Origin of the sequence: Mycobacterium novum, from assembly GCF_010726505.1 — a bacterium.
In the GTDB taxonomy this organism is placed as follows: Bacteria; Actinomycetota; Actinomycetes; order Mycobacteriales; family Mycobacteriaceae; genus Mycobacterium; species Mycobacterium algericum.
In genome coordinates this window covers 3847243-3872581 of the sequence record NZ_AP022562.1, presented here as the reverse complement: position 1 = coordinate 3872581, position 25339 = coordinate 3847243, and the positions used below count along the sequence as shown (strand labels likewise).

27 protein-coding genes and 1 pseudogene are annotated in these 25339 nt (G+C 69.1%); 7 read left to right on the top strand and 21 right to left on the bottom strand.

The window, feature by feature from the left end; genetic code table 11:
• Positions 1-8 precede the first annotated feature (8 nt).
• From G6N19_RS18300 to yajC, 5 genes are all read right to left on the bottom strand, one after another.
• Complete coding sequence (locus G6N19_RS18300) at positions 9-554, bottom strand: adenine phosphoribosyltransferase (protein ID WP_013829301.1); 546 nt, start codon at positions 552-554, stop codon at positions 9-11.
• Complete coding sequence (locus G6N19_RS18295) at positions 551-2209, bottom strand: ABC transporter substrate-binding protein (RefSeq protein WP_013829302.1); 1659 nt, start codon at positions 2207-2209, stop codon at positions 551-553. Before G6N19_RS18295 ends, G6N19_RS18300 begins: the two co-directional genes overlap by 4 nt.
• 5 nt (positions 2210-2214) lie before the next feature.
• A complete protein-coding gene (gene secF, locus G6N19_RS18290) occupies positions 2215-3525 on the bottom strand; it encodes a protein translocase subunit SecF (RefSeq protein WP_193465397.1) in 1311 nt (436 codons plus the stop codon).
• Between the two features lie 4 nt (positions 3526-3529).
• Complete coding sequence (gene secD, locus G6N19_RS18285) at positions 3530-5608, bottom strand: protein translocase subunit SecD (protein WP_013829304.1); 2079 nt, start codon at positions 5606-5608, stop codon at positions 3530-3532.
• A 217-nt stretch (positions 5609-5825) separates the two neighbouring features.
• Positions 5826-6134 carry a preprotein translocase subunit YajC gene (yajC, locus tag G6N19_RS18280; protein WP_041318096.1) on the bottom strand — a complete coding sequence of 103 codons (309 nt, stop codon included), beginning with the start codon at positions 6132-6134 and terminating at the stop codon, positions 5826-5828.
• Positions 6135-6309: 175 nt separating this feature from the next.
• Here yajC and G6N19_RS18275 point away from each other — a divergent pair, with 175 nt between their 5' ends.
• Together G6N19_RS18275 and gabT are read left to right on the top strand one after the other, a co-directional pair.
• Positions 6310-6630, top strand: a complete 321-nt coding sequence (locus G6N19_RS18275; protein ID WP_083037428.1) for a hypothetical protein — start codon at positions 6310-6312, stop codon at positions 6628-6630.
• Positions 6631-6667: 37 nt separating this feature from the next.
• Positions 6668-8008 carry a 4-aminobutyrate--2-oxoglutarate transaminase gene (gabT, locus tag G6N19_RS18270; RefSeq protein ID WP_041319927.1) on the top strand — a complete coding sequence of 447 codons (1341 nt, stop codon included), beginning with the start codon at positions 6668-6670 and terminating at the stop codon, positions 8006-8008.
• A 9-nt stretch (positions 8009-8017) separates the two neighbouring features.
• Here gabT and ruvB read toward each other — a convergent pair whose 3' ends face one another.
• From ruvB to G6N19_RS18245, 5 genes are all read right to left on the bottom strand, one after another.
• A complete protein-coding gene (gene ruvB / locus G6N19_RS18265) occupies positions 8018-9094 on the bottom strand; it encodes a Holliday junction branch migration DNA helicase RuvB (protein WP_013829308.1) in 1077 nt (358 codons plus the stop codon).
• Entirely contained in the window at positions 9091-9681 is a 591-nt protein-coding gene (ruvA, locus tag G6N19_RS18260; protein WP_013829309.1) for a Holliday junction branch migration protein RuvA, read from the bottom strand. Before ruvA ends, ruvB begins: the two co-directional genes overlap by 4 nt.
• Positions 9678-10235 carry a crossover junction endodeoxyribonuclease RuvC gene (ruvC, locus tag G6N19_RS18255; RefSeq protein ID WP_013829310.1) on the bottom strand — a complete coding sequence of 186 codons (558 nt, stop codon included), beginning with the start codon at positions 10233-10235 and terminating at the stop codon, positions 9678-9680. The genes ruvA and ruvC overlap by 4 nt, the downstream gene beginning before the upstream one ends.
• A gap of 99 nt (positions 10236-10334) precedes the next feature.
• A complete protein-coding gene (locus G6N19_RS18250) occupies positions 10335-11144 on the bottom strand; it encodes a sulfotransferase family protein (RefSeq protein ID WP_013829311.1) in 810 nt (269 codons plus the stop codon).
• Between the two features lie 5 nt (positions 11145-11149).
• A complete protein-coding gene (locus G6N19_RS18245; protein WP_013829312.1) occupies positions 11150-11905 on the bottom strand; it encodes a YebC/PmpR family DNA-binding transcriptional regulator in 756 nt (251 codons plus the stop codon).
• Positions 11906-12096: 191 nt separating this feature from the next.
• Here G6N19_RS18245 and G6N19_RS18240 point away from each other — a divergent pair, with 191 nt between their 5' ends.
• From G6N19_RS18240 to G6N19_RS21885, 4 genes and pseudogenes are all read left to right on the top strand, one after another.
• On the top strand, positions 12097-12291 hold the full coding sequence (locus G6N19_RS18240) for a hypothetical protein (protein WP_013829313.1): 195 nt from the start codon (positions 12097-12099) through the stop codon (positions 12289-12291).
• Between the two features lie 144 nt (positions 12292-12435).
• A pseudogene (locus G6N19_RS21710) lies at positions 12436-12507 on the top strand (PE-PGRS family protein); the annotation flags it as partial.
• A 299-nt stretch (positions 12508-12806) separates the two neighbouring features.
• Positions 12807-13241: a cellulase family glycosylhydrolase gene (locus G6N19_RS21655; RefSeq protein WP_269473686.1), complete on the top strand. Its 435-nt coding sequence runs from the start codon at positions 12807-12809 to the stop codon at positions 13239-13241.
• Positions 13187-13930 (top strand): glycoside hydrolase family 5 protein, encoded by a 744-nt coding sequence (locus G6N19_RS21885; RefSeq protein ID WP_456320071.1) that lies wholly within the window; start codon positions 13187-13189, stop codon positions 13928-13930. Before G6N19_RS21655 ends, G6N19_RS21885 begins: the two co-directional genes overlap by 55 nt.
• Here the strand turns inward: G6N19_RS21885 and pdxT are convergent.
• The 4 genes from pdxT to G6N19_RS18215 form a co-directional block, all read right to left on the bottom strand.
• On the bottom strand, positions 13861-14457 hold the full coding sequence (gene pdxT / locus G6N19_RS18230; protein ID WP_041318102.1) for a pyridoxal 5'-phosphate synthase glutaminase subunit PdxT: 597 nt from the start codon (positions 14455-14457) through the stop codon (positions 13861-13863). The two genes, G6N19_RS21885 and pdxT, sit on opposite strands and share 70 nt — an antisense overlap.
• A complete protein-coding gene (gene tesB, locus G6N19_RS18225) occupies positions 14454-15299 on the bottom strand; it encodes an acyl-CoA thioesterase II (RefSeq protein WP_013829317.1) in 846 nt (281 codons plus the stop codon). Before tesB ends, pdxT begins: the two co-directional genes overlap by 4 nt.
• A 9-nt stretch (positions 15300-15308) precedes the next feature.
• Positions 15309-16157: a pyridoxal 5'-phosphate synthase lyase subunit PdxS gene (gene pdxS / locus G6N19_RS18220; RefSeq protein ID WP_232062722.1), complete on the bottom strand. Its 849-nt coding sequence runs from the start codon at positions 16155-16157 to the stop codon at positions 15309-15311.
• 141 nt (positions 16158-16298) lie between these two features.
• On the bottom strand, positions 16299-16952 hold the full coding sequence (locus G6N19_RS18215) for a TetR/AcrR family transcriptional regulator (protein WP_013829319.1): 654 nt from the start codon (positions 16950-16952) through the stop codon (positions 16299-16301).
• A 58-nt stretch (positions 16953-17010) separates the two neighbouring features.
• Between G6N19_RS18215 and G6N19_RS18210 the strand changes: the two genes are divergently transcribed.
• Complete coding sequence (locus G6N19_RS18210) at positions 17011-17793, top strand: Coq4 family protein (protein ID WP_013829320.1); 783 nt, start codon at positions 17011-17013, stop codon at positions 17791-17793.
• A gap of 72 nt (positions 17794-17865) precedes the next feature.
• On the opposite strand, the gene G6N19_RS18205 is transcribed toward G6N19_RS18210, so the two are convergent.
• Genes G6N19_RS18205 through thrS form a run of 7 tightly spaced genes read right to left on the bottom strand, consistent with a single transcriptional unit; the run spans position 17866 to position 25326 of the window.
• Positions 17866-18879: an alcohol dehydrogenase catalytic domain-containing protein gene (locus G6N19_RS18205; RefSeq protein ID WP_041318105.1), complete on the bottom strand. Its 1014-nt coding sequence runs from the start codon at positions 18877-18879 to the stop codon at positions 17866-17868.
• A 47-nt stretch (positions 18880-18926) separates the two neighbouring features.
• Positions 18927-19973, bottom strand: a complete 1047-nt coding sequence (locus tag G6N19_RS18200) for an NUDIX hydrolase (RefSeq protein ID WP_193465396.1) — start codon at positions 19971-19973, stop codon at positions 18927-18929.
• Entirely contained in the window at positions 19973-21097 is a 1125-nt protein-coding gene (locus G6N19_RS18195) for a glycosyltransferase family 4 protein (RefSeq protein ID WP_083037436.1), read from the bottom strand. The genes G6N19_RS18200 and G6N19_RS18195 overlap by 1 nt, the downstream gene beginning before the upstream one ends.
• The gene (locus tag G6N19_RS18190) at positions 21097-22020 is read right to left on the bottom strand and encodes a phosphatidylinositol mannoside acyltransferase (protein WP_232062721.1); all 924 of its coding nucleotides are present in this window, start codon (positions 22018-22020) and stop codon (positions 21097-21099) included. The genes G6N19_RS18195 and G6N19_RS18190 overlap by 1 nt, the downstream gene beginning before the upstream one ends.
• Positions 22021-22037: 17 nt before the next feature.
• Positions 22038-22700: a phosphatidylinositol phosphate synthase gene (gene pgsA, locus G6N19_RS18185; RefSeq protein ID WP_013829325.1), complete on the bottom strand. Its 663-nt coding sequence runs from the start codon at positions 22698-22700 to the stop codon at positions 22038-22040.
• Positions 22697-23269, bottom strand: a complete 573-nt coding sequence (locus tag G6N19_RS18180) for an HIT family protein (RefSeq protein ID WP_013829326.1) — start codon at positions 23267-23269, stop codon at positions 22697-22699. The genes pgsA and G6N19_RS18180 overlap by 4 nt, the downstream gene beginning before the upstream one ends.
• Entirely contained in the window at positions 23266-25326 is a 2061-nt protein-coding gene (thrS, locus tag G6N19_RS18175; protein WP_193465395.1) for a threonine--tRNA ligase, read from the bottom strand. Before thrS ends, G6N19_RS18180 begins: the two co-directional genes overlap by 4 nt.
• Positions 25327-25339 lie beyond the last annotated feature (13 nt).

Genomic DNA, 25339 nt, shown 5'->3' with positions numbered 1-25339 from the left:
AATATCGGCTAAAGCGCAAGCAGGCTGTGCAGCGGCAGCGGCGCCACCGCGGCGCGCCCGCCCATATCGGCCAACTCCAGCACCACCGCGGCCGCAGCGACCTCGGCTCCGGCGCGACGCAACAACCGTTGCGCGGCCGCCAGGGTACCGCCGGTGGCGAGCACGTCGTCGACGATCACCACCCGGCGGCCGGCCAGGTCGATCCCGTCGGCCGGGATCTCCAGCACGGCCTGGCCGTACTCGAGTTGGTAGGCCTCCGACAGCACCGGCGGCGGCAGCTTGCCGCCCTTGCGCACGGCCAGCGCACCTACGTGGAGCCGGTCGGCGATGGCCCCGGCCAGCAGAAACCCGCGGGCGTCGATGCCGGCCACCAGGTCCACTCCGGCGGCGACCTGAGCCAGCGCCGCGGTGACCGCCGCCAGTCCGGCGGCGTCGGCGAATACCGGGGTCAGGTCCTTGAACGCGATTCCGGGGGTGGGAAAGTCGGCCACCTCGCGGGTCAACGACGCGATGATCCCGGCGACATCGTCGGCCGGCCGCCCGGCGGCTTTCACTGTTGCAGCGCCCAGCGGTCCATGTTCCAGCCCGCACCCCAACGGGTGGGGTTGGCCGCGACGCCGTAGGTCTTCTTCGATGACAGCAGGGTGCGCTGCTGCCGGTAGAGCGGCAGCGTCGGCATGTCCGCCCACAGCACCGGGGCGCTCTCGGCCAGCAGCCGGACCAGGTCCGCCGGATCGGCGGTCACCGCCAGCGCGGAGATGATGCCGTCGATCTGATCGTTGTGGTACCCGGACAGATTGTTGCCGTTGCCGCTGAACAGCTCGTAGGCGTCCATCACCGACGATCCGGTCGACCCGCTACCGGTGGACCCGCCGGTGCTGGCCAGCAGTACGTCGATCTGCCCCTCCCGCAGTGACTGCGGTCCGATGCCCTCGGATGCCACCTCGGTGACGGTGACGCCGGCCGGCGCGCAGGAGGCACTGATGGCCCCGACCACCGCCGCCAATCGGGTGTTGGGGCCGCGGTAGCCGATCCGCACCGTCAGGGGTTTGCCGCCCAGCGTGTCCCGGGCGGCGTTCGGGTCGGCCTGGGCGAACTGTTGGGCTTCGGGCACGTTCTCGGCCTGGTCGAACGCGTCGTCCATGGCCGTGTTCAGCCGCGAGTTCACCATCGGCACCCCGGCGTCGCGGGCGATGACATCCCGCGGGGTGCACAGCGCCACCGCCCGGCGCGCCGGGATCTCCGCCAGCGGGCCGGAGGGAGCGAAGATCAGCTGCTCGATGCCGCCCGACGGACTGTCGCTGCTCTGGTAGTCGTCGGGGGTGATCACCGACCCGGCGGACCCGGTCGCCACGTCGACGACCTCCACCACGCGTTTGTTGACGCGGTCGGCGATGTCGGCGCCCTGCGGCCACACCGTGACCCGTCTGGTCACCGGCTTGGCGCCCCACCACAGGTCGTTGGCAACCAGCACGACGGCGCCGCCTTCGAGCACCGAGTCGATCTTGTAGGGCCCCGACGACGGGAAGTGCCCCAGATCGGCATTGGCGTCGAGTTGCCACGTGGTGTTCCAGGCATGGGCGATCTTGGCCACGACCTCCTCGGCCGGCGGTTCGTTGCCCAGGATCGCCTCGGTGATGTTCAGCCCGAGCAGGTCGTTGAGGATGTGCGACGGCATCATCGACGTCGCGGTGAACAGTTCCTCGTAGTCGACGATGTTGCGGTCGGGGAAGAACGACACCCGGGCCTTCTTGGCCCCGGGCCGGCATTCGATGTGCTCGATATCGAGGTAGCCGGCTCGGCTGGCGGCATCGAAGCCACCGAACCGCCCGGATTGCGCCGCCCAGGCCAGAACCAGGTCATCACAGGTGATCGGCTTGCCGTCGGAGTAGACCGCCGCCTCGGCGATCTGGTAGTCCAGCACCAGCGGGGCGCGGCCCACCACCGAGATGCTGCCGAAGTCGTGGTCGGCAACGATCTGCCCGTCCGGGCCGTGGTAGCCGAAGCCGGTCAGGGTCCGGGAGAACGCTTGCGGCCCAGCCGAAGCGGCGCCGGTCACCGAGGTGGTGTTGTAGGTGATCAGGCCGCCGTCGACGGCGTAGTCGATCTGATCGACGGTGGCGCTGGTACATGCCGACACCGACCAGGCGCCCAACGCGGTGGTGGTCGCCGCTACCCACGTCGCCGCGCGCCGCCAGCGGGCCGCCATCGGCGTTACCGTCCGGCGCCCGGCTTGCCGGTCGGACGCTGGGTGCGCCGGCTGGTCGGGCGGACCGGCTTGGCGCCCGGCGCCGGGGCTGCCGGCGTCGCAGCGGTGCTGACGGCCGCGTTCTCGGTCGTCTCCCCCTCGTCGACATCGGCCGCGTCGTCGGCCGGCGCGGTTTTCGAACCCGCCACGGCTTTACGCCGCCGCATCACCCGACGGTTGTGGTTCTGCACCAGTTCGGTGCGTTCTCGCAGCGTGACCAGCAGCGGTGTGGCCAGATAAATCGACGAATAGGTGCCCACGACAACGCCGACCAACTGCACCAGCGCCAGGTCCTGGAGCGTTCCCACCCCCAGCAGCCACACCGCGACCACCATCAGCGACATGATCGGCAGCGCCGAGATCAGGCTGGTGTTGATCGACCGCATGAAGGTCTGGTTGACCGCCAGGTTGGCCTCTTCGGCGAAGGTGCGCCGGGTTTTGTGCTCGAAGCCGTGGGTGTTCTCCTCGACCTTGTCGAACACGATGACGGTGTCGTAGATGGAGAACCCGAGGATGGTCAACAAGCCGATCACGGTGGCGGGAGTGACCTCGAACCCGACCAGCGAATACACCCCGGCGGTGACGACGACGTCGAAGACCATCGAGATCATCGCCGCCAGGGTCATGTACCACTCGTAGCGCACGGTGATGTAGAGCGACGCCAGCAGCAGGAACACCACCAGCGCGATCACGGCCTTCTGGGTGATCTGCCCACCCCAGGTCTCCGACACCGCCGAGTCGCTGATCGCCAGCTTGCTGGGTTGCCCGTCGGGGCCGACCGGCTGGAACGCGTCGAACAGTGCGTCGCGCAGCTTATCGGTCTGCTCGTTGGTCAGCGTCTCGGCGCGGACCTGCACGGTCGCCGAGCTGCCGTTGCCGACCACGACCACCGATTCGGGACTGCTGCCGACGGTGTCGCGGAACACCTGCTCGACCTGGGTGACCGAGGTGTCACCGCGCGGGAACGACACCTTGGTGCCGCCGGCGAAGTCGATGCCGAAGGTGAAGCCGCGGATCAGGATGCTCAGGATGGCGATCGCGACCATCGCGCCGCTGATCGCGTACCACATCCGCCGCTTACCGATGACCTCGAACGCGCCGGTGCCGGTGTAGAGCCGCGACAGGAAGCCGTGTTGCGGCGGCCGCGGGGCGCCGGTGGCCTTGCGGGCCGTCTCCTCCACGGCGGTGCCGGTCTCGGTGAGTTCGACCGCGCCTGCCTCGTCTTTCGCGGACTTCGTGGCGCGCTTCGCGCCGCTGCTGGTGCTCGGTTTGGCCATCTGGCTATCCCTGTCCCGTCGACTGGGCGGTCACCCGCGCGCCCGTTTTGGCTGCGGGTCTGCCACCCGATCTCGCCACCGCCCGCCGCTCGCGTGCGACCTGCTGCACCGCGCCGAGGCCGTTGTAGCTCGGCTTGGCCAGCGTCGGCGACTTGGACGCCAGATAGACCAGCGGCCAGGTCACCAGGAACACCACCACCAGGTCGAGGATGGTGGTCAGCCCCAGCGTGAACGCGAAGCCCTTCACCTGGCCGACCGCCAGGAAGTACAACACCGCCGCGGCCAGGAAGGTCACCGCGTTGCCGGACACGATGGTCTTGCGGGCCCGGGTCCATCCGCGTGGCACCGCGGAGCGGAAGGACCGGCCTTCGCGGATCTCGTCCTTGATGCGTTCGAAGAACACCACGAAGGAGTCGGCGGTGGTGCCGATGCCGATGATCAGGCCGGCGATGCCGGCCAGGTCGAGCGTGTAGTTGATGTATCTGCCCAATAGCACCAGGATCGCGTAGACCATGGCGCCGGCGACCACCAGCGATAGCGCGGTGAGCACCCCGAGCACCCGGTAGTAGAGCAGCGAATACACCAGCACCAGCAGCAGGCCGATCGCGCCGGCGATCAGGCCGGCCCGCAGCGACGTCATTCCCAGTGTGGCCGAGACGGTTTCGGCTTCCGAGGACTCGAACGACAGCGGCAGCGAACCGTATTTCAACACGTTGGCCAACTGGCGCGCCTCGTCCTGCGTGAACCCCGGTGAGCCGCCGGTGATCTGGGTCCGACCGCCGGGAATGGCCTCCTGGATCTGCGGTGCGCTGACCACCTGCGAGTCCAGCGTGAACGCGGTCTGGGTGCCGATGTGGGCCGCGGTGTAGTCGGCCCAGACGTCGGCCGCGCCGCTCTTGAACTGCACCTGCACGATGTTGGAGCCGCTGCGCTGGTCCATGCCCGAGCTGGCGTCGGCGATCTGGTCACCGCTGATGATCGACGGCGCCAGCAGGTAGGCGGTCTGATGGTCCTGAGAGCAGGTCACCAGCGGCAGGTCCGGGTCGTCATTGCCGGCCAGGATGTCTTCCTTGTCGCAGCGGCTGGCCTGGATCTGCAGCGCCAGCGCCTGCACCACCTTGTTGTCGCTTTGCCGCAACCGCTTCTCGGCGGCGATGCGAGCCGCCAGGCCCTGCGGCTGGCCGGGCTGGCCCGGGACGCCCGGCATGCCCGGCAGACCGGGCAGGCCCGGCAGTTGGGCACCCGGGATCGGCGGCTCGGCCGGTGCGCCCGGTTGAGTGGGCCCCGGGGTCTCGGAGACGCCCGGCGTTGTGGTCTCGGTGGTGTCCTCCGGTTCGGGGCTCTCCGAGGTGGTGCCCGGAGCGGGAGCCGGTTCCTGCGGATAGGGCCGCGGCTGAGCCGGCGGGAACAGCGGTTGCTGAAGGGGGCCGCCGTTGCCGCCCAGGGAACCCTCGCCGCCTGCACCGGAGCCGCCCGGCAGGCCCGATTCGCCCGAGGGGAGCTGGCCACCGGTGGCCGGCAACCCGGGCAGGCCGGGGCTGCCACCCGGAACACCGGGCATGCCACCCGGAGCACCGGGCACACCGCCGGGGACACCGGGCACACCGCCGGGGACACCGGGGATTCCCGGCGGGAGGCCGGGTTGCCGGGGTCCGCCGGGAAGTCCCGGCATCTGACCGCCGCCGGCCTGCTTGGCTTCCTCCACCGACACCCCGCTGATCACCGGCCTGATGTAGAGCCGGGCTGTCTGCCCGAGGGTGCGCGCTTCGTTGCCATCGCTGCCGGGCACCGTGATGACCAGGTTGCTGCCGTCGATGATGACTTCGGAGCCCGACACGCCCAGGCCGTTCACGCGCGCGCTGATGATCTGCTGCGCCTGGTTGAGCGCGTCACGGGTCGGGGCGGAGCCGTCCGGGGTGCGGGCAGTGAGCGTCACGCGAGTGCCGCCCTGCAGGTCAATGCCGAGTTTCGGCTCGGCCAGCTTGTCTCCGGTCAGGAACACCAGCAGGTAGACACCGATGAGCATTGCCAGGAACACCGCCAGACTGCGGGCAGGGCGCACCGGCGCCGAAGGCGATGCCACGTTGCTTCAGTCTCCTTCGCTCATTGCACGATGCGCACTCGCGGTCGTCGGGGCTGGTCCGCGCTCGGTCCGTTCCCGACGATTAGTTCGACTGCACCCGCAAAAGGGTACGTGCCCGGCTGCCGGGCTCGCTCGTCGGGCAGGCGTTGGGCGCGTCGGCGTCCGGCCTCATGGCGACGACCCGCTGCGCCCGGCTCCGCCGCGCTCGCGATCGTCGCTAGGCGTCTTCGGTGGCCTGCTCGACCGCCGCGTCGGCGGTGAAGTCCTCCGGCTCGATCTTGTCGCGGATCGCCAGCTTCATCCAGGTGGTCACCACGCCGGGCGCGATCTCCAGATCAACGTTGTCGTCGGTGATACCGGTGATCGTGGCCTCCATCCCGGAGGTGGTGTGGACCCGGTCCCCCACCCGCAGTGACTCGTGCAGGTCGATGGTGGCCTGCATCGCACGCTTCTGCCGCCGCGAGGCGAAGAACATAAACGCGCCCATGACGATGAGCAGCGGCAGGAAGGCAACCATGCTATTCATGACGACAACCGATCTTTCGAGTTCAGGTACTGGTCTTGCGCGCCGGTTCACGTGCGACGGCGGCTGTGATGACAACAGTCTGCCATTGTGTCGCACGACTCCGAGTCGGTACTGCGGTTGGCCCCCTAGGCTGTGGGAGAAATCGGGGGTCAGAAGTCTCGAGGGAAGGTCGGCGATGAGGAATTTCGCATGTGGTCTGGCTACCGCCGTTGCGCTGGCGGCGGCCCCCCTGGCGGTAGGTGCGATCGCGATGCCCGCCGTCGGATCGGCGGCACCGCTGGACTGCCCGGGCGGTCAGTACTGGGAGCCGAGCACCAACACCTGCATGCCACTCGGCCAGGGCCCCACGCCGCTGGACTGCGCGGAAGGCCAGTACTGGGAGCCGAGCACCAACACCTGCATGCCCCTCGGCCAGGGCCCCACGCCGCTGGACTGCCCGCCCGGCGAATGGTGGAACCCGTTCGGCAATGCCTGCCGGCCACTCGGCCAAGTCTGAACCGCCGCAACAACCGCTGAGGAGACAGCCCATGTCTGTGTCGCCACTGCAGCAGAGCCGTCACCTGGCCACCGAGATTCCCGGCCCCGGTTCGGTGCGGCTGGCAAGCCGCCGCGCGGCGGCCGTCGCTCGCGGCGTGGCCAGCACGCTGCCGGTCTACGCGGCCCGCGCCGGCGGGGGCATCGTCGAGGATGTCGACGGCAACCGGCTGATCGATCTGGGCTCGGGCATCGCGGTGACCACCGTCGGCAACGCCGCACCGCGCGTCGTCGAAGGGGTGCGCGAGCAGGCCGGTGAATTCACCCACACCTGCTTCATGGTCACGCCCTACGAGGGATATGTGGCCGTCGCCGAAGCGCTGAACCGGCTCACCCCCGGCGCCCATGAGAAGCGTTCGCTGCTACTCAATTCCGGCGCCGAAGCCCTGGAGAACGCCGTCAAGATCGCTCGCTCCTACACCCGCAAGTCGGCGGTGGTGGCGTTCGACCACGGCTACCACGGCCGCACCAACCTGACGATGGCACTGACGGCCAAGTCGATGCCGTACAAGAGCGGGTTCGGGCCGTTCGCGCCCGACATCTACCGCGCACCGACCTCCTACCCCTACCGTGACGCCCTGATCGACAAGGAGTTGGGCAGCGACGGCGAGCGGGCCGCCGAGCGCACCATCGCTGTGCTGGAGAACCAGATCGGCGCCCACAACCTGGCCGCGCTGGTCATCGAACCGATCCAGGGCGAGGGCGGGTTCATCGTTCCGGCACCGGGTTTCCTGCCCGCACTGTTGTCATGGTGCCGCGACAACGACGTGGTCTTCATCGCCGACGAGGTGCAGACCGGGTTCGCACGCACCGGGGCGATGTTCGCCTGCGAACACGAACCCATCGAGCCCGACCTGATCTGCACCGCCAAGGGCATCGGCGGCGGGCTGCCGCTGGCGGCGGTCACCGGTCGTGCCGAGATCATGGACGCTCCCCACGTCAGCGGCCTGGGCGGGACGTTCGGCGGTAACCCGCTGGCGTGTGCGGCGGCGCTGGGGGCGTTCGCCACCGTGGCCGCCGACGATCTGGTGGGCCGCGCCCGGCAGATCGAGCGGCTGGTGTTCGAGAGACTGGGCCGGCTGCAGGCCGACGATGACCGCGTCGCCGATGTTCGCGGCCGCGGCGCCATGATCGCCGTCGAGTTGGTGCGGCGCGACAGCACCGAACCGGACGCGGAGCTGACCAAGGCGCTGGCGTCGGCCTGCCACCGGGCCGGCGTGATCGTGTTGACCTGCGGCACGTTCGGCAATGTGTTGCGGTTGCTACCGCCGCTGACCATCAGCGACGAACTGCTGGCCGAGGGGTTGGACGTGCTGGCCGGCGAGCTGGGCAAGCTGTAACCGGGCCGTTCAGTCGGTCTCGAACAGTCCCTGCTCCCCGTAACCGGGCGGTATGCCCAGCCCGGCGGCTCCGGCCGGCGGGACCATGCCCAGATGCGTCCAGGCCGCCGGCGTCGCGACGCGGCCCCGCGGCGTGCGCGCGACCATCCCGGCGCGCACCAGAAACGGTTCGCAGACCTCCTCCACCGTGGCCGCTTCCTCGCCCACCGCGACCGCCAGGGTGGACACCCCGACCGGGCCGCCGCCGAAACTTCGGGTCAACGCCGACAGCACCGCCCGGTCGAGCCGGTCCAGACCCAGCTCGTCGACGTCGTAAACGGCCAGCGCGGCCTTGGCCACGTCGCGGGTGATCACCCCGTCGGCGCGCACCTCGGCGTAGTCCCGCACCCGGCGCAGCAGCCGGTTGGCGATCCGCGGGGTGCCCCGCGAGCGCCGCGCAACCTCGGCGGCCGCTTCGTCGCCGAGCTCGATGCCCAGGATCGTCGCCGATCGGGCCAACACCAGCTGCAGCTCGGCCGGCTCATAGAAATCCATGTGCGCGGTGAACCCGAACCGGTCCCGCAGCGGGCCGGTCAGCGCACCGGAGCGGGTGGTCGCCCCGACCAGCGTGAACGGCGCCACTTCCAGCGGAATCGACGTCGCCCCAGGTCCTTTGCCCACCACGACGTCGACCCGGAAATCCTCCATCGCCAGATAAAGCATCTCCTCGGCCGGCCGGGCGATGCGGTGGATCTCGTCGATGAACAACACATCGTGCTCGACCAGATTCGACAGCATCGCAGCCAGGTCGCCGGCACGTTCCAGCGCGGGCCCCGACGTCACCCGCAACGAACTGCCCAGTTCACCGGCGATGATCATTGCCAGCGACGTCTTGCCCAGCCCGGGTGGACCCGACAGCAGGATGTGATCCGGTGTGCCACCACGGTTCTTGGCGCCCTCGATCACCAGCTGCAACTGCTCGCGCACCCGGGGCTGGCCGATGAATTCGGCCAGGCTGCGCGGGCGCAGGCCCGCCTCGACATCGCCGTCGCCGACCGTCAACGCCGGCGACACCTCGCGGTCATCCGCCGTGCCGGGTTCGCTCACTTGATCTTCCCCAGCCGGCTCAGCGCGGTGCGCAGCGCGTCGGATGTGCTGGCGTCCGGAGACTCAGCCAGCACCTTGTCGATGGCGTCTTCGGCCTGTTTTGCCGCAAACCCCAGGCCGACAAGGGCTTCCACCACCGGTGCGCGCACCACATGGCCGTTGAACACGGCCCCGTCGGGGGCCGCCACCGGTCCGATCTTGTCGCGCAGTTCCAGCACCAGGCGCTCGGCGCCACGTTTGCCGATCCCGGGCACCCGCGTCAGCGCCGTGACGTCGCCGTCGGCCAGCACCCGGCGCAGCGCGGTCGCGTCGTAGACCGCCAGCGCGGCCAGCGCGATTTTGGGCCCGATCCCCGACACCCCGATCAACGTCAGAAACAGGTCCCGCGCGTCGGCGTCGGGGAATCCGTACAGCGTCATCGAGTCCTCGCGCACGATCATCGCGATGATCAACCGGGATTCGGTGCCGCGACGCAGCGTCGAGAGTGTCGCCGGAGTGGCCATCACCTTGTAGCCGACACCGGCCGCCTCGATCACCACATGGTCGAGTGCGATGTCGATGACCTCACCGCGCACCGAGGCGATCATGCCCGAGCCGCCTTGAGCTTGGCGGCATAGCGGCGTCGCTGCTCGGCGGCCATTGCCTCGGCGGCGGCCATCCGCGCGATCATCGGGGCACGCCAGCAGTGGCAGATCGCCAGCGCCAGCGCGTCAGCCGCGTCGGCGGGTGTGGGCTTCTGCTGCAATCCGAGGATTCTGGTGACCATCGCGGTCACCTGCGCCTTGTCGGCCGAGCCGTTGCCGGTCACCGCGGCCTTGACTTCGCTGGGGGTGTGGAAATGCACGTCGATGCCGCGCCGGGCCGCCGCCACCGCGATCACGCCGCCCGCCTGGGCGGTGCCCATCACGGTGGAGACGTTCTGCTGGGAGAACACCCGCTCGACGGCGACGACGTCCGGGCGGTGGGTGTCGAGCCAGTGCTCGGCGGTGTCGCTGATGATCAGCAGTCGCTGCGGCAGCGGCTGATCGGCCGGGGTGCGCACCACGTCGACGTCCAGGGCGATGACCTGGCGTCCGCTGCCGCCCTCCACCACCGACAACCCGCAGCGCGTCAGCCCGGGGTCGACACCCATCACCCGCACCGCCAACTCCCTACCGTAGTGAACATCTGTTCGAACAGTAGCGGGCGGGGGCGACAGTCCCGGGCAGGACACGCGGGGCGGCAGCGGATCGTACCGCCGTCACACCACCCGCAAGCCCGCCGGGACGGCGGCCGGGTCGCGCCAGAACGCATCGTTGACGAACCGGTTGAACAGGTCCGGGGGCAGGATGGTCTCGCGGGGCTGCGCCCTGACCTCACTGTGCACCGTGTGCAACCCCGGCGTGCCGGCCCGTTCGTCGAAGTCGGTGACGTCGTAGTCGATGTGGTCGAAGCTGTGCTCGAACATCGGCTCACCGATGAAGTCGTAGATGGCCCGCATGGTGCGGGCCGGCTCGGCGGTCAGCGTCTCGTACTGCACCACCAGCAGCCGGTCGCGCTGTGCGCCGAAACAGGCCTGTTTGAGCATGTCGTAGGCCGCGCCGACCATGCCGTCTTGTCCCACCACGCCGTTGGCGCGGGTGTAGACGGTGCCACCGGGGTTGAAGCCGAAGATCGACGACGGCGTGAACACGTTGCGCTGGATCAGCCGTTCGATGCTGTCGACCACCCACGGCAACTCCCGCACGCAGGCGATCACCTTGGCGTCCGGGAACAGCCGCGAGACCGCCGCCATCCAGCCGCACCACCCCCGGTTGGTATCGAAGACCACGTCGGCTGGGCAGTCGGCGTAGAAACTGTCGAACAGCCCGTGCAGGATGCGCTCCCGCTTGGCGTCGTCGATGAACACCGAGAACTCGTTGCGGGCGCTCATCTCGCCGAGCAGGGCGCCGAACAATCCGGCCAGCGGGCCCGACATCCCGGCTTCGAATCGCGGGTTCTGCCGCAGCAGCGCAGCCAGCAGCGTCGAGCCCGACCGGGGCAGTCCCGAGATGAAATGAATCGTCGCCACTGGCGCTACTCGGACTCGAGGGCGGCCAGCACCTCATCGGACAGGTCGACGTTGGTCCAGACGTTCTGTACGTCGTCGCTGTCTTCGAGCGCCTCGACCAGCTTGAACACCTTACGGGCGCCTTCGACGTCGACGGGGACGCTGACCGACGGCTGGAAGCTGGCCTCGGCCGAGTCGTAGTCGATGCCGGCGTCGACCAGCGCGGTGCGCACCGCCACCAGATCGCCCGGCTCGGAGATCACCTCGAAGCTCTCGCCCAGGTCGTTGACATCCTCGGCGCCGGCATCGAGCACCGCGACCAGCACGTCGTCCTCGGTCAGGCCGTTCTTCTCCAGCGTGACCGTGCCCTTGCGGCTGAACAGGTAGGCGACCGAGCCCGGGTCGGCCATGGTGCCGCCGTTGCGGGTCATCGCCACCCGCACCTCGCTGGCGGCGCGGTTGCGGTTGTCGGTCAGGCACTCGATGAGCACCGCAACCCCGTTGGGTCCGTAGCCTTCGTAGGTGATGGTCTGGTAGTCCGCGCCGCCGGCTTCCTCACCGGCACCGCGCTTGCGCGCCCGCTCGATGTTGTCGTTGGGAACCGAGTTCTTCTTGGCCTTCTGGATGGCGTCATACAACGTGGGGTTGCCCGACGGGTCACCACCGCCGACGCGCGCCGCGACCTCGATGTTCTTGATCAACCGAGCGAAGTTCTTGCCGCGACGAGCGTCGATGACGGCCTTCTTGTGCTTGGTGGTGGCCCACTTGGAATGGCCGCTCATGCCGCCCTACCTCACTGTTACTGGAGAAAAGTTCGCGTGCCGAGTCTACGGCCACCGTGTCGGTGCGGCCGCACCGTGCGCGGTACTTGCTGCGCCAATCACGCTCGCGCCGGCGATAACCGTGATAATTATGAGATCACTCACAACGTTGTGGAGGTCTTTATGCCCCCGACAACCTGTGCAATCGCAGTGTGAAATCTAAGAATGCTCGGCATCGGGTCACCGGCGCGGGGACGGCGGTCGGGGCCTTCCTGGCCGTCGGAATCGCCTCGTTGACCACTGCACCGCAGGCCTGCGCCGAGGATTTCGACATCGGCGCCTGGTTCGCCGACCCGGACATGTTCGCGGCCGCCGCCGAGGCGTCGTTTCAGCAGTGGGTCATCTAACCCCTGCACACCGGTATCGAGGAGTGGGTCAACAGCGATTTCGGGCAGCAGATCGCCGGCGTCGTCAACCAGCTCTCCGGGCTCTATCTGATCGGTGACGGCGCCGCCGGAACGGCCGAGAACCCCAATGGCGGCGACGGAGGCTTGTTGTTCGGCGACGGGGGCGACGGCTGGGACGCCACCGGGAGCGGTGAGGCCGGCGGCCACGGCGGGGCGGCGCTGAGCCTCTTCGGTAACGGTGGCGACGGGGGTGACGGGGGCGCCGGTGCGCGCGCGGTGACGGCGGCGTCGGCGGCTGGCTGTTCGGGGTCGGCGGCGACGGCGGCAACGCCGGCGACGGCGACACCGCCAGCGGCCTGCCCGCGCTCGGCGGAGCGGGCGGCAACGGCGGCATCCTCGGCAGCCACGGCACGGTCGGCCACTTCGGCACCCTGGCGAGCGGGCCACCGGTCGCCACCGACGGCGGGCTGGGCGTCACCGGGAGTTGGATCACCGACAGCGACGGCCGCGTCGTCATGCTGCACGGGCTCAACCAGGTGTACAAGCTGCCGCCGTTCACGCCTTCGGCGAGCGGCTTCAGCGACGACGACGCGCAATTCCTCGCCGCCAACGGGTTCAACGTGGTGCGGTTGGGCGTCATCTGGGCCGGCGTGGAACCGCAGCCCGGCGTCTTCGATCGCGACTACCTCGACTCGATCAACGAGACCGTGCAGACCCTGGCAAGCCACGGCATTCGCGTCATTCTCGACATGCACCAGGACAGCTACAGCAGCGTGTTCGGCGGGGAGGGCGCGCCGGAGTGGGCGACCCAGACCGGTGGCATGCCCAACCTCAACCTGGGCTTCCCGCTCGACTACTTCTTCAACCCGGCCCAGTACGCCGCCTGGGATGCGCTGTGGTCCAACGCGAAAGCCCGGATGAAGTGGGGCTGCTCAACCACTACGCGCTGACGTGGCAGTACATCGCCGACTACTTCAACGGCAACCCGGACGTGGCCGGCTACGAGATCATGAACGAACCCTGGGGAGGCAGCAACGGAGTGGGCTCCTACTTCGGCGCCCAGATCTTGACGCCGTTCTACAACCAGGTGATCTCGGCGATCAGGTCCGTCGACCCGAGCACATCGGTGTACTTCGAACCGGACCTGCTCACCACCAACGGGCTGCCGCTGACCCTGGGCACCGTCGACGACCCGAACACCGTGCTGTCGTTCCACGACTACGCCGACAAGTTCCTGCCCGGGTTCGGACTCGGCGCCCAGAGTGCGAGCAATGCGGTGCAGTACGGAAACTCACACAATATCCCGGTCTTCCTGAGTGAGTTCGGATCCACCAACGACAACCGGGACCTTCCAGTTCAGCTACTCCACCGAGCGGGCCGACGGCCTGGGCAGTTTCGATGGCGGCTCCACGACCACGATCTCGACTCCGGTGGTGGAATATCCGAACGGCTATCAGGTGAGTGTCACCGGCGGCCACGTGGTGCCGGAGCCCAACGCCGCCGTGCTGACCATCGCATCGAACGACGGCGCCGACACCGTCACGGTCACGGTGCGGCCCGCCGGCTAGCTCAGGCCTGCCCGGCAACGATGTCGACGAACAGCCGGTGGATCCGACGATCCCCGGTCACCTCCGGATGAAATGAGGTGGCCAGCACGCCGCCCTGTCGCACCGCGACCGGATGCCCGGCGACCTCGGCCAGCACCTGCACCTCGGGCCCGACGTGCTCCACCCAGGGCGCCCGGATGAACACCGCGTGCACCGGCTCGGCCAGCCCGGCGAAGCTCACGTCGCCCTCGAAGGAGTCCACCTGTCGCCCGAAAGCGTTGCGCCGCACCGTCATATCGATGCCGGCCAACGGGATGGCGGCACGCCCCTCGGCGCCGGCATCGACGATCTCACTCGCCAACAGGATCATTCCCGCGCAAGAACCGTAGGCTGGCATCCCGTCGGCCAGCCGGGCCCGCAGCACATCGACCAGTTCCAGCTCCCGCAGCAGATGACTCATGGTGGTTGACTCCCCACCGGGAAGCAGCAGCGCCTCGACGGCGTCGAGTTCCGCACGGCGACGCACCGGCACCGGCTCGGCGCCGACGCCCGCAACTGCGGCGAGGTGTTCGCGCACATCGCCCTGTAGTGCGAGCACGCCGATGCGCGGGCCGCTCACTGACCGGCGGGGGTGTATCCGGACGGGTATCGGGTCAGCCCCTCCTGCATGACGGCCGCCACCATGTCCCCGTCCTGGTTGTAGATCTTGCCCTGGGTCAGCGCCCGGCCGGCGCCCGCCGACGGCGACGACTGGTCATAGAGCAGCCACTCGTCTGCCCGGAAGGGACGCATGAACCACATCGCATGGTCCAGTGAGGCCACCTGCAGGTGGTCGCGGTCGCCCGCGTGGATCGACCAGGCGGAGCCCAGCAAAGTCAGGTCGCTCATATAGGCCAGCGCACAGATGTGCAGTACTGGGTCGTCGGGCAACCGATCCCGGTGGCGAAACCAGACCTGCTGCTCGGCAACCTTGCCGGGAATGTGCGGCAGCGATTTGCGCGGCACCCGGCGCAGATCCCATTCGGCGAACGCCTTGAAGCCCGCGTCGTCGAAGGCCTTCATCGCGGCGATGTCGGGCAGGTCCTGCGGGTCGGGTGCGCCGGGCATCGCGTTCTGGTGCTCGATGCCACGTTGTTCGCTCTGGAACGACGCCGACATGTTGAAGATGGTCTCGCCGTGCTGCACCGCATTGACCCGCCGCGTACAGAACGAACCGCCGTCACGCACGCGTTCGACCAGAAAAACCGTGGGGGCCTTGGCGTCTCCGGGCCGAAGGAAATAGCCGTGCAGGGAATGGACCCGGAACTTCGGGCTCACGGTGCGCACCGCCGACACCAGCGCCTGCCCGGCGACGTGCCCGCCGAAGGTGCGCTGGTTGTCGGCCGAGAACGGACTGAACACGCTGCCGCGGTAGATGTTGACCTCGAGTTGCTCGAGATCGAGGATCTCTTCGATCGCCACGGAGAATGTCTACCAGCCGCGTTCGGCAAGCCGGTGCGGTTGCGCGATGTCCTCTACGTTGATGCCGACCATCGCCTCGCCCAGCCCGCGCGACACCCTGGCCAGCACGTCGGGATCGTCGTAGAAGGTGGTCGCCTTCACAATGGCAGCCGCCCGCGCCGCCGGGTCACCGGACTTGAAGATGCCGGAGCCGACGAACACCCCCTCGGCGCCGAGTTGCATCATCATCGCCGCATCGGCCGGGGTGGCGATGCCACCGGCGGTGAACAGCGTCACCGGCAGCTTGCCGGCCTTGGCGACTTCGGCGACCAGTTCGTAAGGCGCCTGCAGTTCCTTTGCCGCGACAAACAATTCGTCCTCGGACAGCGAAGTGAGCCGGCGGATCTCGCCGCCGATGGCACGCATGTGGGTGGTGGCGTTGGAGACGTCGCCGGTTCCGGCCTCGCCCTTGGAGCGGATCATGGCCGCGCCCTCGGTGATCCGGCGCAGCGCCTCACCGAGGTTGGTCGCCCCGCACACGAATGGAACGGTGAACTGCCACTTGTCGATGTGGTGGCTGTAGTCGGCCGGAGTGAGCACCTCGGACTCGTCGATGTAGTCCACCCCGAGGCTTTGCAGGATCTGCGCTTCGACGAAGTGCCCGATGCGCACCTTGGCCATCACCGGGATGGTGACCGCGGCGATGATGCTCTCGATCATGTCGGGGTCGCTCATTCGCGACACCCCGCCCTGAGCGCGGATGTCGGCGGGCACCCGCTCCAGCGCCATCACCGCGACGGCGCCGGCCCCCTCGGCGATCCGGGCTTGTTCGGGGGTGACGACGTCCATGATGACGCCACCCTTGAGCATCTCGGCCATGCCGCGCTTCACTCGCGCAGTACCCGTCTGCCCGCCGGGTGCCGAACCGTTCTGCGCCGCGCTGTCCACTGAATGCTTCTCCTTGCTGGCCACTGATACCCGCTCAGTGTAGTGGGCCGACGCCACCGGTTTTCCCGCTCGTTACCCCGAAGCGGTGAACACCGGTCCGGCCGGCGACGGATCGGCGACCAGCGCGGGGAGCACGAACACCTGCACATACCGGCGGACCTGTTCGGCGTCGTCGGCGCCGGGAACCAGACCCAGCAGCAACCCGAGCGCCACCGACAACACGAAACGGGCGGCGTCGCCGGGGCGCAGGCCGGCGCGCAGTTTGTCGCCGGCCTGGCGAAATCCCATCTCGAACTGCCCGGCGAGCACCTCGCTCAGGGTTGCCGACCGGGCGATCATCGCGGCGACGTTGCCCTCGTCGGTGTGCTCGGAGATCACCCGCAGCAGGGGGTCCTGGCCGACTTCGGTGGCCACGATCACCAGTGACTCGGTCACCAGGTCGCCGGGGTCGGTCGTGGTCTCCAGCCGCGCGGCGATGGCGACCATTTTGCGCACCGCCACCCGCACCACCAGCGCGTCCAACAACTGGTCTCGGCTGCCGAAATGCCGATAGATCACCGCGCGGGTGTAGCCCGCGTCCCGCGCAATGACCTGCATCGTCGATGCGCGGTAGCCCCGGTGCGCAAACGACCGTTCCGCGGCGTCGAGCAGCAACTCCCGAGCGTGCTCGGGAGGATTGCCGCCACCGGGTGGCCTGCCTCGGCCGCGGGTCGTCTTCGTCGACATATATGGACATCTCCATTCAAATGTCTATTATCGAAGCATCCGGTGAAGGGATCGTCGCATGGCCGCAGCGTTTACTGGTGTACCCGAACAGCGTGACTGGCCGGCAGTCTTCGGCTCGTGGCGGCTGCTGGCCAACCCGGGCAAGAACGGGGGCTCCGCCTTCGAGCTGATCGTGGGCCTGGCGGCTCCGATCCTGGCGCGCAGCTACCACCAGCTGCGGGCACATCCCAACGGCCGGAGGCTGTTCGCCGAGAAGCCGGATCTGTTGGCGCTGCTGGGCGACGACGACTACCTGGCCTCGCTGCCCGCGGGATCGCTGGGCCACGCCTACCGTTCTTTTCTGCGCACCAACCGGCTCGATGCCGGCGTGTTCGACGTGGACACCGTGATCCGGCCGATCGCCGAGCGTCGCGGCTGGGATGACGATTTCTTCTACATGATGCGGCGCGGCACCGCCCTGCACGACATGTTCCACACGCTGGGCGGCTACGGCCCGGACATGGGCGGCGAGTTCGGCAACCTGGGCTTTCACTGCGGCCAGATGGAGCCATCGGGTGCGCTCAAGGCGCTCACCCTCGGACTGCTGGGGCCCCTCATCCCGGCCTCCCCGCGCCGCAAGCTGCGCTATTTCCGTGAGGCGGTCCGTCGGGGGCAACGCGCCGACAACCTGATGGCCGCCCCCTACGAAGAACTGCTGGACAAGCCGCTCGCCGAGGTGCGCGAACTGCTGGGAATCGAGCCGACCGCCCGCGCGCATCGCGACGGGCACCTGTTCATCGGGTGGATGCCGCCGGGAATGACACCACCCACCCGCTGGGACTACGACGCGGGCGTTGCTTGACCGCGAGCAGACGCGAAAGCCCCCATTTCGGGCGGATTTTAGGAGCTTTCACGACTGCTCGTCGGAGAAAAATCACATCGTCAAGACCATGCGGTAGCGGGCGCGGCCCTGCTGCATGGCGGCGTAGGCCTCGGCCGCCTGGGCCAGCGGCCGCTCCTCGATGCGGGCGCGCACCCCGGACAGCACCGCGAACGCCATGGTCTCCTCGACGTCGCGGGCGGTGCCCGACGGGTGACCGGACACCCGCAGCCCCGGCCCGATCAACTGCACCGGGGCGATCGGCAGCGGATCGGCGGAGACGCCGATGATGACCAGTTCCCCGCGCGGCGCCAGGCCGCCCAGCGTATCGGCCATCGCCTGCGAATTGGCGGCGGTGGCCAGCACCACCGACACCCCGCCGAGGGCGCGCAGCGCTGCCGCGACGTCGCCTGCCGTGGAGTCGATGTAGTGGTGGGCGCCCAGTGCGCGGGCGTCTGCGCCCTTCCCGGCGCCGCGGGCGACCGCGATCGTCTCGAATCCCATTGCGGCGGCGAACTGCACGCCCAGGTGGCCCAGCCCGCCGACACCGAGCACCGCGACACGGTCGCCGGGCAGCGCCCGGGTGGAGCGCAGCGCGTTATAGGTGGTAACGCCAGCACATCCCATCGGCGCCGCCTCGACGAAGGACAGCCCGTCGGGGATCCGGGCCAGCGCATTGGCCGGCACCGTCACCGATTCGCCGTAGCCGCCCGGGTAATGCAGGCTCGGCACCTGCCCGTTGTCGCAGTGGATGAAATCGCCCTTGCGACATGGGATGCAATGGTTGCAGTGACCGCCGAACCATCCCACCGCCACCCGGTCGCCGACGGCCCAGCCGGTCACGGCCGAGCCGAGCTCGGCGATCCGGCCGGCGATCTCGTGCCCGGGGGTCAACGGCCAGCTGACGCCGGGAAACCCGCCACCGACGATGCCCTGGTCGGTGCCGCAGACACCGCAGGCCGCGACGTCGATCCTGACCTGATCGGGTCCCGGCGCGGCGGTGTCGACGTCGACAAGGCTCAGCGGCGCACCGGCGGATGGCACGTGAACAGCGCGATGAGTTGGCATTGCAAGAGCGTATTCCGCCGCGACCCGGGCAGCCATGGTCCGGGCGATCAAGAAATGCGGCGCAGCACCGGTTGGGCATCGGCCGAATCGGCCAGCCGGGCGGCCTCGGCGAGCCGCTCGCCGAGTTGCAGCGGGTAGACCTTCTCGCCGCCGGCGGCCAGCTCGGCGATCGTGGCCGCATCGCACCAGCGGTGACCGTGCAGGTAACGCTGCTCCAGTCCGGTGTGACCGGCGCCGGACGGTTCGAACCGGGTGGTGCGATAGGTGAAGAAGAACTCCTGACTGTCGATCCGGTCGCCGTTGAACTGGAACGCCGCGTCGCGGCGCCAGATCGGTCCGACCAGCTCGGCGGGATCGACCTTCAGCCCGGTCTCCTCGTGCAGTTCGCGCGCCGCCGCGTCGGCCAGCGGCTCATCGGGCAGCACCTGGCCGCCGACGGTGAACCACCAGCGCGGTGCGGGGTTCTCGGCGTCGTCGGGCAGGGCTGGGTCGCGGCCGCGCAGCAGCAGCACCGAGCCCGCGTCGTCGAGCAGCACCACCCGCGCCGAGACGCGCGGGCCCCGTACACCGTGGTCGCCGTGGGCGACCATACCGGCCCGTTCGACGATCTCGAAATACGTTGGCATCGGGGCGGTTCCGCGCAGATGCAACGCCCGAACCAGCGGGCGTTCCCGCAGCGCCACGGTGTCGCGGACCGCGTCGTTGTGGAACCGGCGCGCCAGCAGCACCCGCGCTTCGGCGTCGGCCAGCTCGGCGATCATCGCCGGCGGCAGCGACGCGGTGTCGACCATCGCCAGTTCGGCGGACAACGCGTTCTCGGCCGTCTCACGGGCGTCTCGTGAGGCTCGCTCGGCGGCATCGGCCACGGCGGCCAACCGCCGCCCGGTGAGCGTGTCGCCGTATGCCTCGAACGCGACCGCCCGGGCCACCACGGCACGGCGCGCCAGGGCCGCGTCCAGTGCCTGCCAGGACAGGTCGCAGCGCACGTGCAGCCGGTTGAGCCGGCTGGCGGTCTGGTAGGCCCAGCCCACCGTGGCGGCCAGCAGCGCGACGGCGACCAGCACCAGCACGGTGCCCAGGATCGTCGGGCCCATCAGTCGCCCACCGAGACCTTGCGGCCGACGCCGGCGACCGTCTCGTAGACCCGGATGATCTGGTCGGCCACCACCGACCAGTCGAAGCGCCGTACCGCCTCGCTGCCCGCCGCCACATACGACGCCCGCAGCGCATCGTCGTCGAGCACCTCGATCAGGGCCGCGGCCAGCGCCGCGTGGTCATCGACCGGCACCAGCCGGCCCGCCTGTCCGTCGCGCAGCACCCGGCGGAACGCGTCCAGGTCGCTGGCCACCACCGCCGCGCCGGCGGCCATCGCCTCGGCCAGCACGATGCCGAAGCTCTCCCCGCCGGTGTTCGGCGCGCAGTACACGTCGGCGCTACGCAGCGCCGATGCCTTCTCGGCGTCATCGACTTGGCCCAGGAACCGCAGATGTTTCGCCAATGTGCCTGCATTGCTGCGCAATTCGGCCTCGTCCCCGCGGCCGACGATCAGCAGCTCGACGTCGGCGAATGTCTCGACCAGCGCCGGCAGCGCCGCCAGTAGCACCGCCATTCCCTTGCGGGGTTCGTCGTAGCGGCCGAGAAACAACACCGTACGGCCGGTGCGGGGATAGCCGGGCAACGGCTGCGCCGTGGCGAACGCGGCCACGTCGACCCCGTTCGGGATCTCGACCGCGTCGGATCCGAGCGCCTCCATCTGCCAGCGGCGCGCCAGGTCCGAGACCGCGATGCGGCCGATGATCTTCTCGTGCATCGGCCGCAGCAGGCCCTGAGCCACGCTCAACGTCAACGACTTGGTCGTGGAGGTGTGAAAGGTGGCCACGATCGGGCCCTCGGCGACGTTCAACGCCAGCATCGACAGGCTGGGGGCATTCGGCTCGTGCAGGTGCAACACGTCGAAATCGCCCCGCATGAGCCACTTCTTGACCTTGCGGTGCGCGGCCGGGCTGAACTGCAGCCGGGCCACCGAGCCGTTGTAGGGGATCCCGACGGCCTTGCCGGCGGAGACGACGTAGTCGGGCAGCTCCACATGTGGTGAGGCCGGCGCCAGCACACTGACCTCATGCCCGCGGCCGCGCAGCACCTCGGCCAACTGCAGCACATGAGCCTGCACCCCGCCCGGCACGTCGAACGAGTAGGGGCAGACCATGCCGATCCGCATCAGCTCTCCCCCAGGTGTGCCCGTCGCGATTCAGGCAGATCCATCACCCACTGCGGCTGCATCATGTGCCAGTCCTGCGGGTAGGCGGCGATGCCCTCGGCAAAGGTGTCGGCCAGCGCCTGGGTGATGACCCCGACATCGCCGCTGCCGCACTCCAGCGGCGGATGAATCCGGATCCCCCAGCCCGCGCCGTCGAACCAGCAGTGCGCCGGCAGCAGGGCCGCATCGGTTGCAACAGCGAGTTTGGCCGGGCCGGCCGGCATCCGGGTCGTCTCACCGAAGAACTCGACCGCCACCCCGTTGCGGGTCAGGTCACGATCGGCCATCAGGCAGACCAGCCCATTGGCACTCAGCCGGTCGGCCAGTACCTCGAACGGCGGGCGTTCGCCACCGGACAGTGGCAGCACCTCGAAACCCAGGCTTTCCCGGAAGTCGAGGAAGCGCCGGTAGAGCGACTCGGGTTTGAGGCGCTCGGCGACGGTGGTGAACCCGCCGTGGGTCTGGGCGAGCCAGACCCCGGCCATGTCCCAGTTGCCGCTATGCGGCAACGCCAGTACCGCGCCGCGCCCGGCCCGCAACGCGGCTTCGATGTGCTGCTGGCCCTGCACCGAATCGTGCAGCCGGCGGGCCAGCTCGGCGTGGTCCATGGTGGGCAGCCGAAACGCCTCGCGCCAATACCGGGCGTAGGACGCCAGCGAAGCCCGCATCAGCCCCGACGGCACCTCGGCCGGCGCCACCCCCAGCACCCGGGCCAGGTTCTTGCGCAGCTGCTCGGGTCCCCCGCCGCGGGCCGCGAACAAGGCGCCGGCGTCGAATGCGTTGCGGGCGACGAATTCCGGCAACGCGCGCACCATCATCCAGCCTGCGGCGAACCCGGCATCGGTGGCCCAGGCGTCCAGTTGGCTCAGGCCGGGCACTCGCAGACCGCTCGGGATGAAGGTCACGATCCGGCGGTTTCCTCGCCGTCGGCTTCCGGCAGGGGCTCCACCGCGCCCGGTGAGGTGCGCACGGTGTGCAGGCGCTGCGCGCAGGTGATCAGGCTGGCCACCGCCAGCAGCCACATCGCCACATGCAGCGCCCACGGCAGCGGGTACCCCGGCAGATCGGACAGGCCGGCACCCACCAGCACGATGATCAGCCGTTCCGGACGTTCGATGTAACCGCCGTCGCCGCGCAGCCCGCTGGCTTCGGCACGCGCCTTGATGTAGGAGATCACCTGCGAGGTCACCAGGCAGATCAACGTGGCGACCACCAGCGGGGCGCTGTCGAGACCGAACGCCGCCCACCACGCCAGCCCGCAGAACACCGCACCGTCACTGATCCGGTCGCAGGTGGCGTCCAGGACCGCGCCGAACGCACTGCCGCCGCCGCGCAGCCGGGCCATCGCGCCGTCGAGCATGTCGAAATGCACGAAGAACCAAACCACCAGCGTGCCGGCGAACAATTGGCCGGTCGGGAACAGTGTCAGTGCGGCCAGCACCGCACCGGCGGTTCCCATGATCGTGACGACGTCGGCGGTGAGACCGGCCCGCAGGAAGGCCCGTGCCACCGGCGTGGTGACGCGCGCGAACCTGGCCCGCGACAGGAACGGCAGCCTGCTCATGGCTGTTGCGCCCACTCGTCGGCGAGCAGCCGGCGAGTGTCGCGCAGCAACTGCGGGATCACTTTGGAGCCGCCGACGATGGTGATGAAGTTCGCGTCGCCGCCCCAGCGGGGCACCACGTGCACGTGCAGATGCTCGGCCAGCGAACCACCGGCCGACTCGCCCAGGTTCAGGCCCACGTTGAACCCGTGCGGACGCGACACCGCCTTGATCACCCGGATGGCCTTCTGGATGAACGTCATCAGCTCGGCGCCCTCGGGTTCGGTGAGGTCTTCGAATTCCGAGAACCGCCGGTAGGGCACCACCATCAGGTGGCCCGGGTTGTACGGGTAGAGGTTGAGCACCGCATAGACGTTCTCGCCGCGCGCCACCACCAGTCCGTCCTCATCGGACATATTCGGGATGTCGGTGAACGGCCTGGTGGACCGTGCCGACCCGGACGCCGCACGCTTGAGTGGCGCCTCGGCCAGATACGTCATCCGGTAGGGCGTCCACAGTCGTTCCAACCGGTCGGGGTCACCGGCGCCGGTGTCTACGATCCCGTCCTCACCGCCCTGGTCGCCGGTCATGTCGCTTCGCCCGCCTTCAAGCCGGTCTTGACCGTCTCCGCGGTCGGCGCGGTGTTGTCCCGCGCGGCGATCCAGCCGGCGATCGCCGCGACCGCGTCATCGCGGGGCACGCCGTTGATCTGGGTGCGGTCGCCGAACCGGAAGCTGACCGCCCCGGCGTCGACGTCGCGATCGCCGGCAAGCAGCATGAACGGCACTTTGGCGTTGGTGTGGTTGACGATCTTCTTGGGCATCCGGTCGTCGCTGGCGTCGACCTCGACCCGTATCCCGTGGCTGCGCAGTTGCGCGGCGATCTCCTCCAGGTATCCCACGTGCTGGTCGGCCACCGGGATGCCGACCACCTGCACCGGCGCCAGCCAGGCCGGGAAGGCTCCGGCATAGTGCTCGGTCAGCACACCGAAGAATCGCTCGATCGAGCCGAACAACGCCCGGTGGATCAGCACCGGACGCTGCCGGGTGCCGTCGGCTGCGGTGTACTCCAACTCGAACCGGTCGGGCATGTTGAAATCGAGCTGAATGGTCGACATCTGCCAGCTGCGACCGAGGGCGTCTTTGACCTGCACCGAGATCTTCGGGCCGTAGAACGCCGCGCCGCCCGGGTCGGGCACCAGCGTCAGTCCGGACGCCTCGGCGACCTCACGCAGCGTCTCGGTCGCCTCCTCCCACACCTCGTCGGAGCCGACGTACTTCTCCGGGTCCTTGGTGGACAGCTCCAGGTAGTAGTCGTCCAGGCCGTAGTCGGCCAGCAGGTCCAGCACGAAGCGCAGCAGCGAGGCCAACTCCTCGCGCATGGTCTCCCTGGTGCAGTAGATGTGTGCGTCGTCCTGGGTCATGCCGCGCACCCGGGTCAGCCCGTGCACCACACCGGAACGTTCGTAGCGGTAGACGCTGCCGAACTCGAAGAGCCGCAACGGAAGTTCCCGGTAGGAGCGCCCCCGTGACCGGAAGATCAGGTGGTGCATCGGGCAGTTCATCGGCTTGAGGTAGTAGTCCTGGCCGGGCTTGCGCACGGTGCCGTCCTCGGCGAACTCCGCGTCGATGTGCATCGGCGGGTACATGCCCTCGGAGTACCACTGCAAATGACCGGAGGTCTCGTACAGCGCCGACTTGGTGATGTGCGGGGTGTTGACGAACTGGTAGCCGGCCTCGATGTGCTTGCGCCGCGAGTAGTCCTCCAGCTCACGGCGGATGATCCCGCCCCTGGGGTGGAAAACCGCTAGGCCCGAACCGATTTCGTCGGGGAAACTGAACAGGTCCAGCTCGACGCCCAGCTTGCGGTGATCGCGTCGCTGGGCCTCCTCGATCAGCTCGAGGTGACGCTCCAAGGCCTCCCGCGACTCCCACGCGGTGCCGTAGACGCGCTGCAGGCTGGCGTTGTTCTGATCGCCGCGCCAGTAGGCGGCCGAGGAGCGGGTGAGTTTGAACGCGGGGATGAAGCGCGTGGTCGGGATGTGCGGGCCGCGGCACAGGTCACCCCAAACCCGTTCGCGGGTACGGGGGTTGAGGTTGTCGTAGGCGGTGAGCTCATCGCCGCCGATCTCCATTATTTCGGCCATGTTGTCGGTCGACCCGGACTTGTCGTCCACCAGTTCCAGTTTGTACGGCTCGGAGGCGAGTTCGGCGCGGGCGGCCTCTTTGGACTCGTAGACCCGCCGGGCGAACAGCTGACCGTCTTTGATGATCGCCCGCATCCGCTTCTCGAGCTTCTCCAAGTCCTCCGGGGTGAAGGCTTCGGGCACGTCGAAGTCGTAGTAGAAGCCGTCGGTGATGGGCGGGCCGATGCCGAGCTTGGCGGCCGGGAACAAGTCCTGCACGGCCTGGGCCAGCACATGCGCGCAGGAGTGCCGGATGACGCTGCGGCCGTCCTCGGTGTCGGCCGCCACCGGGGTCGCCTCGGCGTCGGTGTCGGGAATCCAGCTCAGGTCGCGTAGCTTGCCGTCGGCGTCGCGCACCACCACGATCGCATCGGGCGCCCCCCGGCTGGGCAGGCCCGCCGCGCGCACCGCATCGGCGGCGGTGGTGCCGGCAGGAACCCGGATCGGTGCGGGCGCGCTCATGGGGTGGTCTCCA

Bases quoted from the DNA above. Each gene is read 5' to 3' on its own strand.
- G6N19_RS18295 (WP_013829302.1), bottom strand. From the start codon at position 2,209: ATGGCGGCCCGCTGGCGGCGCGCGGCGACGTGGGTAGCGGCGACCACC.
- secF (WP_193465397.1), bottom strand. From the start codon at position 3,525: ATGGCCAAACCGAGCACCAGCAGCGGCGCGAAGCGCGCCACGAAGTCC.
- yajC (WP_041318096.1), bottom strand. From the start codon at position 6,134: ATGAATAGCATGGTTGCCTTCCTGCCGCTGCTCATCGTCATGGGCGCG.
- G6N19_RS18275 (WP_083037428.1), top strand. From the start codon at position 6,310: ATGAGGAATTTCGCATGTGGTCTGGCTACCGCCGTTGCGCTGGCGGCG.
- ruvA (WP_013829309.1), bottom strand. From the start codon at position 9,681: ATGATCGCCTCGGTGCGCGGTGAGGTCATCGACATCGCACTCGACCAT.
- G6N19_RS18245 (WP_013829312.1), bottom strand. From the start codon at position 11,905: ATGAGCGGCCATTCCAAGTGGGCCACCACCAAGCACAAGAAGGCCGTC.
- G6N19_RS21655 (WP_269473686.1), top strand. From the start codon at position 12,807: ATGCTGCACGGGCTCAACCAGGTGTACAAGCTGCCGCCGTTCACGCCT.
- pdxS (WP_232062722.1), bottom strand. From the start codon at position 16,157: ATGGCCGAGATGCTCAAGGGTGGCGTCATCATGGACGTCGTCACCCCC.
- G6N19_RS18215 (WP_013829319.1), bottom strand. From the start codon at position 16,952: ATGTCGACGAAGACGACCCGCGGCCGAGGCAGGCCACCCGGTGGCGGC.
- G6N19_RS18210 (WP_013829320.1), top strand. From the start codon at position 17,011: ATGGCCGCAGCGTTTACTGGTGTACCCGAACAGCGTGACTGGCCGGCA.
- G6N19_RS18205 (WP_041318105.1), bottom strand. From the start codon at position 18,879: ATGCCAACTCATCGCGCTGTTCACGTGCCATCCGCCGGTGCGCCGCTG.
- G6N19_RS18200 (WP_193465396.1), bottom strand. From the start codon at position 19,973: ATGGGCCCGACGATCCTGGGCACCGTGCTGGTGCTGGTCGCCGTCGCG.
- G6N19_RS18195 (WP_083037436.1), bottom strand. From the start codon at position 21,097: ATGCGGATCGGCATGGTCTGCCCCTACTCGTTCGACGTGCCGGGCGGG.
- pgsA (WP_013829325.1), bottom strand. From the start codon at position 22,700: ATGAGCAGGCTGCCGTTCCTGTCGCGGGCCAGGTTCGCGCGCGTCACC.
- G6N19_RS18180 (WP_013829326.1), bottom strand. From the start codon at position 23,269: ATGACCGGCGACCAGGGCGGTGAGGACGGGATCGTAGACACCGGCGCC.
- thrS (WP_193465395.1), bottom strand. From the start codon at position 25,326: ATGAGCGCGCCCGCACCGATCCGGGTTCCTGCCGGCACCACCGCCGCC.